Annotated in this window: 12 protein-coding genes; 5 read left to right on the forward strand and 7 right to left on the reverse strand. The window is 75.9% G+C overall.

Features of this window, described 5'->3' with window-relative positions; genetic code table 11:
• The first annotated feature begins 20 nt into the window (after window positions 1–20).
• The gene (serA, locus tag CS2_RS07925; protein WP_070319555.1) at window positions 21–1220 is read left to right on the forward strand and encodes a phosphoglycerate dehydrogenase; all 1200 of its coding nucleotides are present in this window, start codon (window positions 21–23) and stop codon (window positions 1218–1220) included.
• Between the two features lie 89 nt (window positions 1221–1309).
• Here the strand turns inward: serA and CS2_RS07930 are convergent, their stop codons facing one another.
• The 3 genes from CS2_RS07930 to CS2_RS07940 all read right to left on the reverse strand — a co-directional run bounded on the left by CS2_RS07930 (window position 1310) and on the right by CS2_RS07940 (window position 2826).
• Window positions 1310–1498, reverse strand: a complete 189-nt coding sequence (locus CS2_RS07930; RefSeq protein ID WP_046528167.1) for a DUF5302 domain-containing protein — start codon at window positions 1496–1498, stop codon at window positions 1310–1312.
• A 116-nt stretch (window positions 1499–1614) separates the two neighbouring features.
• The gene (nrdR, locus tag CS2_RS07935) at window positions 1615–2115 is read right to left on the reverse strand and encodes a transcriptional regulator NrdR (protein WP_046528166.1); all 501 of its coding nucleotides are present in this window, start codon (window positions 2113–2115) and stop codon (window positions 1615–1617) included.
• Between the two features lie 327 nt (window positions 2116–2442).
• A complete protein-coding gene (locus CS2_RS07940; protein ID WP_070319556.1) occupies window positions 2443–2826 on the reverse strand; it encodes a LysM peptidoglycan-binding domain-containing protein in 384 nt (127 codons plus the stop codon).
• A 324-nt stretch (window positions 2827–3150) separates the two neighbouring features.
• Here CS2_RS07940 and lexA point away from each other — a divergent pair, with 324 nt between their 5' ends.
• Entirely contained in the window at window positions 3151–3909 is a 759-nt protein-coding gene (gene lexA, locus CS2_RS07945) for a transcriptional repressor LexA (protein WP_046528164.1), read from the forward strand.
• A gap of 89 nt (window positions 3910–3998) precedes the next feature.
• Window positions 3999–4271, forward strand: a complete 273-nt coding sequence (locus CS2_RS07950; protein ID WP_070319557.1) for a Rho termination factor N-terminal domain-containing protein — start codon at window positions 3999–4001, stop codon at window positions 4269–4271.
• 73 nt (window positions 4272–4344) lie between these two features.
• On the opposite strand, the gene CS2_RS07955 is transcribed toward CS2_RS07950, so the two are convergent.
• The 4 genes from CS2_RS07955 to hflX form a co-directional block, all read right to left on the reverse strand.
• Entirely contained in the window at window positions 4345–5346 is a 1002-nt protein-coding gene (locus CS2_RS07955) for an L-lactate dehydrogenase (protein ID WP_046528162.1), read from the reverse strand.
• A 79-nt stretch (window positions 5347–5425) separates the two neighbouring features.
• On the reverse strand, window positions 5426–7672 hold the full coding sequence (locus CS2_RS07960; protein WP_082739965.1) for an ATP-dependent DNA helicase: 2247 nt from the start codon (window positions 7670–7672) through the stop codon (window positions 5426–5428).
• A gap of 69 nt (window positions 7673–7741) precedes the next feature.
• The gene (locus CS2_RS07965; RefSeq protein ID WP_070319558.1) at window positions 7742–9769 is read right to left on the reverse strand and encodes a S9 family peptidase; all 2028 of its coding nucleotides are present in this window, start codon (window positions 9767–9769) and stop codon (window positions 7742–7744) included.
• An 80-nt stretch (window positions 9770–9849) separates the two neighbouring features.
• Window positions 9850–11367: a GTPase HflX gene (gene hflX / locus CS2_RS07970; RefSeq protein ID WP_046528160.1), complete on the reverse strand. Its 1518-nt coding sequence runs from the start codon at window positions 11365–11367 to the stop codon at window positions 9850–9852.
• A gap of 110 nt (window positions 11368–11477) precedes the next feature.
• Here hflX and CS2_RS07975 point away from each other — a divergent pair, with 110 nt between their 5' ends.
• Together CS2_RS07975 and CS2_RS07980 are read left to right on the forward strand one after the other, a co-directional pair.
• Window positions 11478–12095 carry a class I SAM-dependent methyltransferase gene (locus CS2_RS07975; protein WP_070319559.1) on the forward strand — a complete coding sequence of 206 codons (618 nt, stop codon included), beginning with the start codon at window positions 11478–11480 and terminating at the stop codon, window positions 12093–12095.
• The coding region (locus tag CS2_RS07980; protein ID WP_070319560.1) for an MFS transporter at window positions 12092–13598 on the forward strand (1507 nt) is incomplete at its 3' end. The genes CS2_RS07975 and CS2_RS07980, both read left to right, overlap by 4 nt.

Raw genomic sequence — 13598 nt, forward strand, 5'->3', positions numbered from 1 at the left:
GACCGGGAGCACCATGGGGCGTGCCTACCGCGCTGCTGCTCGAGAACCTCCACCCCCACGCCCGGACCATCCTCGAGTCCGCGGGCTTCGACGTCGTGACCCGGACCGGCGCGCTCGACGAGGACGAGCTCGTCGAGGCCCTGTCCGGCGTGCAGGTCCTGGGGATCCGTTCCAAGACCCAGGTGTCGGCCGACGTGCTGGCCGCCGCGCGTGACCTCGAGGTCGTCGGCGCGTTCTGCATCGGCACCAACCAGGTCGACCTGCACGCGGCGGCCGGGCGCGGCATCGCCGTGTTCAACGCGCCGTTCTCCAACACGCGCTCGGTCGTCGAGATCGCGATCGCCGACATCATCTCGCTGACGCGGCGCCAGACCGTACTGGACAAGGAGATGCACGCGGGTGTCTGGAACAAGTCCGCCACGGGTGCGCACGAGGTCCGCGGACGCACGCTGGGCATCATCGGCTACGGCAACATCGGGACGCAGCTGTCGGTCCTGGCCGAGAACCTCGGGATGTCGGTGGTCTTCTACGACACGGCCGAGAAGCTCGCGCTCGGCAACGCGCGGCGCATGCGCACGCTCGACGAGCTGCTCGAGACGGCCGACGTCGTGACGCTGCACGTCGACGGGCGCGCGGGCAACGCCGGCATGTTCGGCGCCAAGCAGATCGCCCGCATGAAGCCGGGTGCGATCTTCCTCAACCTGTCGCGCGGGTTCGTCGTCGACTACGCCGCGCTGCGCGACGCCGTGCTCGCCGGTCACGTGGCGGGAGCGGCGGTCGACGTCTTCCCCGAGGAGCCCAAGCGCAAGGGCGACCCGTTCGTCTCCGAGCTGCAGGGCCTGCCCAACGTCATCCTCACGCCTCACACGGGCGGCTCGACCGAGGAGGCCCAGGAGGCCATCGGCCAGTTCGTGGCGCACAAGGTGCGCGACTACCTCGCGACCGGATCGACGAACCTGTCGGTGAACCTGCCGAACCTCGCGCTCGACCAGCGGCCCGATGCGCACCGCGTCGCGTACCTGCACCGCAACGTGCCGGGCGTCCTGGCGACCATCAACGCGACGCTCGCCGAGCACGGCGTCAACATCGAGGGCCAGCTGCTCGCGACGCGCGGCGAGCTGGGCTACGTGGTCACGGACGTCGCGTCGCCCGTGCCCGCGGCCGTCGCCGACGCGCTCACCGAGCGACCCGAGTCGCTGCGCCTGCGCCTGCTCGACTGACCGGCGTCGCGCCGGGGCGCCGCGCGTCCCGGCGCACGCACGACGAGGGCCGCGCAGCACGTGCTGCGCGGCCCTCGTCGTGCGTGGTGTCAGGCGGAGCCGGACTTGCGCTGGAAGCGTCGCTGCACGGGCCCGGCGGTCTCCGACCCGTGCACGGCCCCGGTGTTCCGGCCCCCGTCGGCCGTCCGGTGACCGCTCGACCTCTTGCGCTCGAGCGCCTCGCGGAACTTCTCCCTGGTCTCGTCGCTCACTGCCGACGGCTTCTCGTCCTGCGTCATGCGATGGTCCTCCGCTCTCGCGACGTGGTCGTCGGGCTCCCCCAGCGTGGTGGACGCGAGGGCTCGACGCCAAACGGTTTGGTGCGACCGGCCTCGGGCGGGCCGGCTCGGCCGGATCAGCCCTCGGCCGTGGTCACCGCCGCGGCCTGCGGGGTACCGGCCGCCGTCTCGGCACGTTCGGCGCGCAGCGTGCGGATCGCCGACTCGAAGTCGTCGAGCGAGTCGAACGCCTGGTAGACGGAGGCGAACCGCAGGTACGCGACCTCGTCGAGCTCGCGCAGCGGGCCCAGGATCGCCAGGCCGATGTCGCCGGCGTCGATCTCGGCCGAGCCCGCGGTCCGCAGGTTCTCCTCGACCTTCTGCGCGAGCAGCGCGAGGTCGTCCTCGCTCACGGGCCGGCCCTGGCAGGCCTTGCGGACGCCGTTCGCGATCTTGGTGCGGCTGAAGGGCTCGGTCGCGCCGGAGCGCTTGACGACGGACAGGCTCGCGGTCTCGATGGTCGTGAACCGCCGCTGGCAGCTGGGGCACTGGCGCCGCCGACGGATCGACGACCCGTCGTCGGACGTGCGGGAGTCCACCACGCGCGAGTCGGGGTGCCGGCAGAAGGGACAGTGCACAACGAACCTCTCGGCGTTGCCGATCACGGGACGGCGCCCGCCACGACACGCGCCGGACGGACGCACGCGACGGTAGGACGTCGCAGGCGCAACTGCAACATCGCGTGCCTCGGCAGCGCGAGGGCGGCCGCCGTGCGACGGCCACCCTCGCCGGGACGCCCCCGTCCCTTCGTGGCGCCGACTCGCCTCGGCGCCACCTGCTGCTGCGCGCTGGCGGACCCGGACGCGCCGGATCGCCGCACACACCTCCGGCTGGCCCCCCAGCCTGCCGAATGAGGTAAGGCTAACCTAGCCGGAGGCGTCGACACTGACAACCCGCGTCCACGCTCAACCCACGGGGACGACGAGCGCCTGCCCCGCCGTCAACCCGGCGGACGGCAGCTCGTTCAGCCGCTGCAGGCGCAGCACCACGTCCCTGACGTCCTCTCCGGGCGCGGCGACCTCCGACGCGATGCCCCACAGCGTCTGCCCGGGCGCCACGACCACGCGCTCGACCTCCATCGCGGACCGCGGGCCGTCGGCGTGCGCCGACACGGCAGCACCCCCGGCGCCCGCGGCGATCAGGAGGGCCAGGCCCCACACGACGACCCGCCCGCGCGTCGTGAGGCGCAGCGGAGCCTCGGCCCGGGGCGCGGGCCGCCGCCGCGCACCCGCCGCCGACGGCGTGCGTCCACCGCGGAACGCACCGGGTGCGATGGTGATCGCGCTCATGTCGTACCCCTCTCGCCGCACGAGCCCCGGACCGACCGGAGCCGCTCGGACTCGAACGCCTGTTCGTCGAACGTCTGTACGATGTCTACCAGAGCCGACCGACATCCGTCGAGACACGCTCGAACAGATGTTTGATCCGCCCGGGCCGCCCGCCTAGGGTGGCTGCTGCAGCGAGTGCACCACCGACCACCGACATCTCCCCCGGGCGACGTCGGTGCGCAGGGGCGCCGTTCCCGCACGACCAGCGGGTCCGGGCCTCGACGCGGCGGGGCGACGCTGGGCGCGCGCCCCCCGGCCCGCGCCGACGCGACAGCAGGAGGCGCAGTGGACGTGCAGGAGCGCTCGACGACGGGCACCGACCGGACGCGCGCCGCGGGGACCGCGGCGCCCGAGGTCGCGGAGGTCCCGGGCGACGGCCTCACGTCCCGGCAGCGGCTCGTGCTCGAGACCATCCGGTCCTCGGTCGAGCGGCGGGGGTACCCGCCGAGCATGCGTGAGATCGGCGACGCGGTCGGGCTGACCAGCCCCTCGAGCGTCAAGCACCAGCTGACCGCGCTCGAGCGCAAGGGCTACCTGCGCCGCGACCCGAACCGGCCGCGCGCGATGGAGGTCGTGCAGCCCGACGACGCGCGGACCGTCACGGCGCTCGGCGACCGCGCGGGCGTGGCGCTCGGCGACGGCGACGCCGCGGAGCGCGACGGCGCCCCGACGCCCTCGTACGTCCCCGTCGTCGGGCGCATCGCCGCCGGCGGCCCCATCCTCGCCGAGCAGGTGGTGGAGGACGTCTTCCCGCTGCCGCGCCAGCTCGTCGGCGAGGGTGAGCTCTTCCTGCTCAAGGTCGCGGGCGACTCCATGGTCGACGCCGCCATCTGCGACGGCGACTGGGTGGTCGTCCGCCGGCAGCCCGTCGCCGAGAACGGCGAGATCGTCGCGGCGATGATCGACGGCGAGGCGACGGTCAAGACGCTCAAGCGGGTCGACGGCCACGTGTGGCTGCTGCCGCACAACGCCGCCTACTCCCCCATCGACGGCGACGGCGCGACCGTGCTGGGCCGGGTCGTGAGCGTGCTGCGCGCCTTGTGACGCCGAGCGCGTGCGGGGCGCTGCCCGCCGCGCGACGCTGGTCGCCGGTGCCGGAGCCGCCGGCGCCGTCACCGGTGAGGAGGCGCCGCATGCCCGCACGACGTGACCCCGGCCCCAGCGTCAAGGACCCCGAGCTCTACGAGTCGTTGCGCGACCAGGGCAGCAGCAAGGAGAAGGCCGCGCGGATCGCGAACGCGGCGGCGGCACGCGGGCGGTCGTCCGTCGGCCGGTCCGGCGCGCGCTCGCGCGACTACGAGGAGTGGACGGTCGAGGACCTGCGCCGCCGCGCCGCGGAGATCGGCATCGAGGGTCGGTCACGCATGCGCAAGGGCGAGCTCATCGACGCGCTGCGCCACCACTGACGCTCCCGCGACCGCGGACGGCACGAGGGCCGCACGGGAGTCCCCGTCCGGCCCTCGTCGCACGCCGACCTCGTCAGAAGCCGAACCGCCGGGCGACGGAGCGCACGGCCTCCGCCGAGCGGCGCATGCCCATCAGCTCGTCGGAGGACATCGGCACCTCGAGCCGCTCGCGCACGCCTGACGACCCGACGATCGACGGCACGCTGAGGCACACGTCGGACATGCCGAGATAGCCGTCGAGCAGCGACGACACGGGCAGGATGCGGCGCTCGTCCTTGAGCACGGCCTCGATGATGCGCGACCCCGCGAGCGCGATCGCGTAGTTCGTCGCGCCCTTGCCCTCGATGATCCGGTAGGCGGACTCGACGACCTCGCGCGCGATCGCGTCGCGCACCTCGCGCGTCAGCGGCCCGCCGTCACCGCTCGCCCACTCGAGGATCGGGACGGAACCGATCGTGGCCGAGCTCCACAGCGGCAGCTCGGTGTCCCCGTGCTCGCCCGCGACGTACGCGTGGACGTTCTGCACCGCGACGCCCGTGTGGCGCGCGATGAGGTAGCGCAGGCGCGACGAGTCGAGCACCGTGCCCGAGCCGAACAGCTGCGACGGCGGCAGGCCCGAGATCTTGAGCGCCGCGTACGTGACGACGTCGACCGGGTTGGTCACCATGACGTACACCGCGTTCGGCGCGACCTCGACGATGCCCGGCAGCACCTTCTGCACGAGCGAGATCGTCGCCTCCGCGAGGTCCAGCCGCGACTGCCCCGGCTTCTGCTTGGCGCCCGCGGTGAACATGACGACGTCGCAGTCGGCCATGACCGACACGTCGTCGGAGCCCATGACCTCGGCCATCGACATGAACTGGATGCCGTGCGAGAGGTCGAGGACCTCGGCCTCGACCTTCGCCTTGTTGACGTCGAGCAGCGCGACCGTGCGCGCCGCGCCGCGCATGAGCGCCGCGTAGGCCATGGTCGAGCCGACCGCACCCGCCCCCACGATCCCGAGCTTGGACGTGCGCCGCGGCACGGACGGCGTCGGGCTGAAGGCGTACTCGTCGCCCTCGATGGCGTCGACCATGGTCGTTTCCCCTCGTCACGGGCGCGGAACCGGTGGTGCGGGACGGGCCCGCCCGGTGCGGCACCTCCCCTGCACGAGGCTAGTCGGATCCGGCGAGCCGACGTAGCGCGGAGACCACGACGTCGCGGTCCGTGGTGCGCCAGAACGGCGGCATCGACCGCTGCAGGTACTCGCCGTACCGCGCCGTGGCGAGCCGCGGGTCGAGCACGGCGACGACGCCGCGGTCCTGCGAGGACCGCACGAGCCGGCCCGCACCCTGCGCGAGCAGCAGCGCCGCGTGCGTCGCGGACACCGACATGAAGCCGTTGCCGCCGGCGCGGGCGACCGCGTCGGAGCGCGCGGACCGCACGGGGTCGTCGGGCCGCGGGAACGGGATGCGGTCGATCACGACGAGCCGGCAGGCCGGGCCGGGCACGTCGACGCCCTGCCACAGCGAGAGCGTGCCGAACAGGCAGGTCGGCTCGTCGGCCGCGAAGCGCGCGACGAGCGTGGGCAGCTGGTCGTCGCCCTGCAGCAGCACGGGCACGTCGAGCCGCGCGCGCATCGCCTCGGCCGCGACGGTCGCGGCGCGGCGTGACGTGAACAGGCCGAGCGTGCGCCCGCCGGCCGCCTCGACGAGGGTCGCGATCTCGTCGAGCTGCGCCTCGGTGGCCGGTTCGCGGCCCGGCGGCGGCAGGCGCTTGGCGACGTAGCAGATGCCCTGCCGCGGGTAGTCGAACGGGCTGCCGACGTCGAGCCCGCGCCAGCGCGGCGGCTCGTCGGCCTCGGGACGCCGCGGGCGGTCACCGGTCGCCGGGCCCGCGTCCGCGGACGGCGCCGCGCGCCCCGCCGGTCCCGTCGGTCCCGTCGGTCCCGCCGTGCCGGCGTCGGGCTCGTCGTGCGCGCCCTCGAGCGTCGTCGGGCCGACGGGTGCGGCGTCGGGGCGCTGCACCAGGCCGACGGCGCGCGCGGTCGCGTCGAACGAGCCGCCGAGCGTCAGGGTCGCGGACGTCAGCACCCCGGACCGGCCGGCCAGGAGGTGCGTGCGGACCAGACCGGCGACCGCGAGGGGGGCGGCGTGCAGGCGGGTCGTCGGGACGCCGCGGCGGTCCTCGCCGCGCGCGCACCACAGCACGGTCGCGGCGTTCTGCTCGGGGTCGGCGGCCATGCGCTCGGCCACCTCGAACAGCGCGAGCATGGCCGAGGTCGCCATCTTGCGGCCGCCGTCGGCCGCGTCGCGCGACCCGCCCTCGGGCTTGAGCGCCGTGAGCATGGTGCGCGCGGCGTCGCGGACGGTCGCGACAGCGGTGCGGACGTCCTCGGGGAGCCCCTGGGGGAAGCGCCCCTCGGGCAGCGGGACGATGACGCTCGCGAGGTGCTGGCCGGCGGTGTCGAGGTCGGTGGTGGGCACGCCGCCGTGCCGGCGGGCCAGCCGCGCGGCGTGCTCGATGGTCGGCAGCGACAGCTCCGCGGTGGCCTGCGCGGTCACGCGGTCGGCGAGCTCGTGCGCCTCGTCGACGACGATCACCTGGTGCTCGGGCAGCACGTTCGGCGACCCCGAGGCCGCGATGCCGAGCATCGCGTGGTTCGTGACGACGACGTCGGCCTCGCGCGACCGCGCACGTGCGGCCTCCGGGAAGCACTGCGCGAGCATCGGGCACTGCCCGCCGAGGCACTCCATGGCGGTCACGGAGACCTGCCGCCACGCGCGGTCGGAGACGCCGGGGACGAGGTCGTCGCGGTCGCCCGTGGTCGTCTCCTCGGCCCACTCGCGCAGGCGCACGACCTGGTCGCCGAGGGACTCGCGCCCGGACTCGGTCTCCTCGGGCGGGTGCTCCGCGGCGCCCGGCCGCTCGGGGACGTCGAACAGCGTGCCCTGCTCGTCGGACGGGTAGCCCCCCGCGACCTTGTGGACGCACAGGTAGTTGTGCCAGCCCTTGAGCAGCGCGATCTGCGCCTGCCGCGGCAGGTGGGACGCCAGCGCGGTGGTGACGAGCGGGAGGTCGCGCGTCAGCACCTGCCGCTGCAGCGCGAGCGTCGCGGTCGAGACGACGACGCGCTCGTCCGCGCGGACCGCGTGCCGCACCGCCGGCACGAGGTAGCCCAGCGACTTGCCCGTGCCGGTGCCCGCCTGGACGAGCAGGTGCTCACCCGTGCGCAGCGACTCGGCGACCGCGACGGCCATGGTGTGCTGACCCTCGCGGCGACCGCCGCCCAGCGCACCGACCGCGAGGTCGAGCAGCTCGCCGACCTCGGCGACCTCCTGCGCGTCGCGGCCGGGTGCGGTCACGGTCGACGCGCCCTGCGCCGGGTCGGCCGGGCGAGGGGTCGGGTCGGGGTCGGGCACCGCGACAGCGTAGTCGCGCCCCCCGACACCCCCGGCACCCGCGACCTGGCGGGTCGGCACGCCCCGGGCTCAGCCGCCGACGGGCAGGTGCCGCGCCCACCAGTCGAGCAGGTGCTCGAACCGCGCGCGCCGGTGCGTCGGCCGCCCCGAGCGGGACAGCTCGTGCCCCTCGCCGGGGAACAGCAGCAGCTCGGCCTCGACGCCGCGGCGTCGCAGCTCGACGTACCAGCGCTGCCCCTGCTCGACGGGGCAGCGCCAGTCCTGCTCCGAGTGGACGACGAGCGTGGGGGTCGTGACCTGCCCGACGTGCGCCATGGGCGACTGCGCCTCGACCGCGGCCGGGTCGACCGCGTGGTCGCCGACGTACTCCAGCCCGAACCACCATCCGATGTCGGCCGACCCGGTGAAGCTCACGGGGTCGAGGAACCCGCGCTCGACGACGGCGGCGGCGAACCGGTCGGTGCGCGTCGTCAGCCACGCCGTGAGGTAGCCGCCGTACGACCCGCCGAGGACGCCGACACGTGCCGCGTCGAGCTCCTGCGGGTGGGCCTCGAGCGCGGCGTCGAGCAGCGCGAGCACGTCGTCGGTGTCGACCGTGCCCATCGCCCGCCGGATCGCGCGGCCGTGCGCGCGCCCCCGGCCGGAGGACCCGCGGGGGTTGCCGAGCACGACCGCGTAGCCCGCGCCCGTGAGCACCTGCACCTCGTCGAACAGCGCGTGCGTGTACTGCGCGAACGGGCCGCCGTGGATCATCAGCAGCGTCGGGTGCGGACCCGCGCCGTGGCGCGCGGGGTCGGGCAGCGCGAGCCAGCCGTGCACCTCGTAGCCGTCGGGCGACGTGGCCGTCAGGGGCGTCGGCAGCACCGTGCGGCCGGTCGCGCGCAGCGGGCCGGACCAGTCGGCGAGGACCCGGCCGTCGTCGTCGACGCGCAGCAGGGCTCCCGCGCTCGTCGGGGTCGCGGCGCTCGCGACGACGCGCAGGTCGCCGTCGTGGACGACGGCCGCGGCGCCGAGCACGACGTGCGGCGCGTCCAGCAGGCGCGTCGTGGTGCCGTCCGCGGCCACGTGCGCGAGGACGACGGCGCCACGGTCCTCGAGCGTCACGAGCACGCCGCCGCGCGTCGGGTGGAGGACGCCGCCGAGGTCGGTGCGCTCGGCGTCGGTGAGCCGCTCGGGCGTCGCGGCCGTCCGCAGCGCGGCGCCGGTGCCCGTCAGGGGCGCCCGGAAGAGGCCCGTGAGGGCCGCGACCGTGTCCGTCCCGTCCGGCCCGAGGTCCGCGGCGAGCAGCCACAGCGTGTCGCCGTCGACCCGCACGGCGTCGACGCGCAGCGTGCTGCCCGCGTCGGCGTCGGTCAGCGGCACGACCGCCGCCGGCCCCGTCGCGCCGCGCGGCGCGGCGACGAGCACCGCGTCCCGGCGCACGTCGCGCTCGCGCGTCGCGTGCCGCGCGCACGTCGCGACGAGCGCCAGGCCGTCCGGGGCCCAGGCGGCGTCCGTGACCTCGAGCGGACCCGAGGTGAGCGCCACGGCCGCGGGCACGTCGGGCGCCCCGCCCGGGTCGGCGGGCACGTCGAGCACGTGCACGTGCCGCGGGCGGTCGGACACGAACCCGGCGCCGTCCTCGCGGTAGGAGAACGTCGTGATGTGCCGGGGTGCCTCGGCGGACGGGTCGCCGCCGGGCAGGTAGCGCCCGGCCTCGGGCACGCGCGCCGTGAAGGCGAGGCGGGTGCCGTCGGGCGACCAGCGCGGCGACGCGGCGCCCAGGGGCGCGTCGGTGAGTCGCGCGGGCTCACCGCCCGCGAGCGGCAGCACGTGCACCTGACCCGGCCCGCCGGTCAGGGGCGCGCGCGTGAACGCGACCCACAGGCCGTCGGGCGAGACCTCGGGCTCGGCGTCGCGGTGGCCGTGCGTGAGGCGACGCGCGGAGCCCGTGCCCGCGGCGTCGTCGTGCGCGGCGAGCGGCACGAGCCACAGCTCGCCGCGGTAGGCGTCCGCGGCCAGGTCGGGCCGGGTCACGGCGACGACGGCCGCCGAGCCGTCAGGCAGCAGCGCGGGCGCGCCGGGGGTGGTCAGCAGGTCCAGGTCGGTGGGCAGCACCCCTCGACCCTAGGCGTCCCGCGCGGGCGTCGCGACGCACCGACGTGCCGGGGTCGCGTCACGTCGGTGCACCGCGGGGCTCACGCCGTGCGGGACGCCGCCTCGAGCTCGGCCGCGAGGCTCTCGTCGACGCGTGCCCGCAGCAGCGTGCCGTCGGGCGTGTGCTCCTCGTGGTCGATGTCGCCGTGCTCGTGCACGCGGCTGACGAGGTCGCCGCGCGAGTACGGCACGACCAGGTCGACGCTCACGCCCGGGCGCGGCAGCTGGTCGGCGATGAGCTCCTGCAGCTCGGCCACGCCCTCGCCCGTGTGCGCGGACACCACGACCGAGTGCACCTCGCGCGAGCGCAGCCGCGCGACCGCCTCGGGCGTCGCGAGGTCCGCCTTGTTGAGCACGATGATCTCGGGCACGTCCATCGCGCCCGGGATGTCGGCGAACACGTGGCGCACGGCCGCGATCTGGCCCTCGGGGTCGGGGTGCGCCGCGTCGACGACGTGCAGGATGAGGTCGGCGTCGGCGACCTCCTCGAGCGTCGAGCGGAACGCCTCGACCAGCTGGTGCGGCAGCGCGCGCACGAACCCGACCGTGTCGGCCAGCGTGTAGACGCGCCCGTCGGTGGTCTCCGCCCGGCGCACGGTCGGGTCCAGGGTCGCGAAGAGCGCGTTCTCGACGAGCACGCCCGCGTGCGTCAGCCGGTTCAGCAGCGACGACTTGCCGGCGTTGGTGTACCCGGCGATCGCGACCGACGGTATCGCGTTGCGCCGCCGCGACGCGCGCTTGGTCTCGCGCGCGGGCGCCATCGCCGCGATCTCGCGGCGCAGCTTGGCCATGCGGTTGCGGATGCGCCGACGGTCGAGCTCGATCTTCGTCTCGCCCGGGCCGCGCGAGCCCATGCCCGCGCCCGCGCCGCCGACCTGGCCGCCCGCCTGCCGGCTCATGGACTCGCCCCAGCCGCGCAGGCGCGGCAGCAGGTACTCGAGCTGCGCGAGCTCGACCTGCGCCTTGCCCTCACGGGACTTCGCGTGCTGCGCGAAGATGTCGAGGATCAGCGCGGTCCGGTCGACGACCTTGACCTTGACGACGTCCTCGAGCGCGCGCCGCTGCGAGGGCGCGAGCTCGCCGTCGACGACGACCGTGTCGGCGCCGACCGCCGCGACCACGGTCGCGAGCTCGGCGGCCTTGCCCGAGCCGAGGAACGTGCCCGGGTCGGGCGTCCGACGGCGCTGCAGCAGGCCGTCGAGCACCTGCGAGCCCGCCGTCTCGGCGAGCGCCGCGAGCTCGCGCAGCGAGATCTCGGCCTCCTCGGCCGTGCCGGCGCCCCACAGGCCCACGAGCACGACCTTCTCGAGGCGCAGCTGGCGGTACTCGACCTCGGTGACGTCCTCGAGCTCGGTCGACAGGTTCGCCACGCGCCGCAGCGACGTGCGCTCCTCGAGGTCCAGCTGGTCGCCGTCGAACGTCGTGTGGTCGGTGCCGCCCGCCTGCAGAGCGGTCCCGGCCCGTGCGAGCACCCGTGCGACGACGTCGTCGGCCACCTCCTGCGCGCTGCGCGCCGACGCCTGCGGCGTCACGTCGGTGGTGTGCTCTCGGTCGTCCACGCGGGGCCTCTCGTCCGGGATCGGGGTGTGTCCAGGATCGCACGCACGTACGAGCGCCGCGACGGGATTTCGCTGCGGGCACAGCGCGGCCCGGCCGCTAGCCTCGGCGGGTGACCGGCACCGACGACCCGCAGGGTGAGCACTACTTCACGGCCCGTCCGGCCTCCGCCGAGCAGCGCCGCACGCGGCACGTCCGCCTGGCCGGCCGCGACGTCGAGGTCGAGACCGCGGGCGGCGTCTTCTCCCCCGACCACGTCGACCTCGGCACGCAGGTGCTGCTGCGCACCGTGCCGCAGCCGCCCGCCGCGGGCGACCTGCTGGACCTCGGGTGCGGCTGGGGGCCGATCGCGCTGACGCTCGCGCTCACGTCGCCCGACGCGCGCGTGTGGGCGGTCGACGTCAACGAGCGCGCGCTCGACCTCGTGCGCCGCAACGCCGCGCGCCTCGGCCTCGGCAACGTGGTCGCGGCGCTGCCCGACGACGTGCCGGACGACGTGCGCTTCGCGACGTGCTGGTCGAACCCGCCCGTGCGCGTCGGCAAGCCCGCGCTGCACGACCTGCTGCGCCGCTGGCTGCCCCGGCTGGCGCCGGGCGGCGACGCGTGGCTCGTGGTCGGCAAGAACCTCGGCGCCGACCCGCTGCAGCGCTGGCTCACGCAGGAGGCCGGCCTGCCCACGTCCCGCGAGGCGAGCGCCAAGGGCTACCGCGTGCTGCGGGTCGCGCCGTGAGCGGGAGCGTCGACGGCAGCGGGACGGCGACCGACGGGCCGGCCTCGCCCGACGCGCCGGCCTCGCCCGACGCGCTCTGGCGCGCCCGCCGCACGACGTCGCTCGCGATGTTCGCGCTCGTCGTGCTGGTCGCGTTCGAGTCGTTCGCGGTGACGACCGTGATGCCCGAGGTCGCGGCCGTCCTCGACGGGCGCGCGCTGTACGCGTTCGCGTTCGCCGGCCCGCTCGCGACCGGGGTCGTGGGCATGGTCGTCGCGGGTGCGTGGGCGGACCGTCGCGGACCGGCCGCGCCGTTCGCCGCGGGCACGCTCGTGTTCGTCGCCGGGCTCGTGGTCGCGGGCGCCGCGACGAGCATGCCCGTGCTCGTCGCCGGGCGGCTCGCGCAGGGCCTCGGCGGCGGCGTCGTCAACGTCACGCTGCTGGTGGCGGTCGCGCGCGCCTACCCCGCGGTGCTGCACCCGCGCGTGTTCGCGTGGTTCTCGACCGCGTGGGTGCTGCCGTCGATCGTCGGGCCCGCGGTCGCCGGGTTCCTCGCCGAGCTCGCCGGCTGGCGCTGGGTGTTCCTCGGCGTCGCGCTGCTCGTCGTGCCGGCGACCGTGCCGCTGCTGGGCGCCGTCCGCGGCCTGGGCCCGGCACGGCACGACCCCGCCCGCGCCGACCCGGCCGAGGGGTCGCCGGCGACGCGCGAGGCCCCGCCCGCAGGCCGTGACGACGCCGCCCGGCGCGTCCTGTGGGCCGTGCTCGTCGCGGCCGCCGTGCTGGCCCTCAACGTCGCCGCACAGCTGCCGCGCGCGTGGTCCGCGCCGGTCGCCGTGGTCGCGGCCGTCGCAGCGCTCGCCGCGGCCCGCCCGCTGCTGCCGCGCGGCACGCTGCGCGCGCGGGCCGGCCTGCCGTCCGTGATCACGACGCGCGTGCTGGTGTCGGGCGCGTTCTTCGGCGCCCAGGTGTACGTGCCGTACCTGCTGGTCGACCGGGACGGGTGGTCGACGTCCGCGAGCGGGCTCGGGCTCTCGACCGCCGCGCTCGCCTGGTCGGCGTCGTCGATCGTCCAGGGGCGCCTCGGGCACCGCCTGCCCAGCCGCACCGCGGTGCGGATCGGCACGGCGCTCGTGGCGGTCGCCGTGGTCGGGGCGACGGTCGTCACCGTGCTGGGCCTGCCCGCGTGGGCGGTCGTCGCGGTGTGGACCGCCGCGGGCGCCGGCATGGGCATGGCGTCGTCGCGGCTCAACGTCCTCGTGCTGGGCTGGTCGGCCCCGCAGGACCAGGGCCGCAACTCCGCCGCCCACAACATCGGCGACTCCGTGGGTGCGTCGCTCGCGCTCGCGCTGACGGGTGTCGTCGTCGTGTCGGTGGGCGGCGGCGACGGCTACGTCGGGCCTGGGCCGTTCGTCGCGGCGTTCGCCCTGACGGCGCTGCTCGCGCTCGGCGCCGCGGCCGTCGCGCCGCGCGTCGGCGTGCCGCCGACCGAGCGCCGGCCGACACCCGGTGCGGCCACCCCGCCGG

Source organism: Cellulomonas iranensis NBRC 101100 = JCM 18110, from assembly GCF_001552375.1.
Lineage (GTDB): Bacteria > Actinomycetota > Actinomycetes > Actinomycetales > Cellulomonadaceae > Cellulomonas > Cellulomonas iranensis.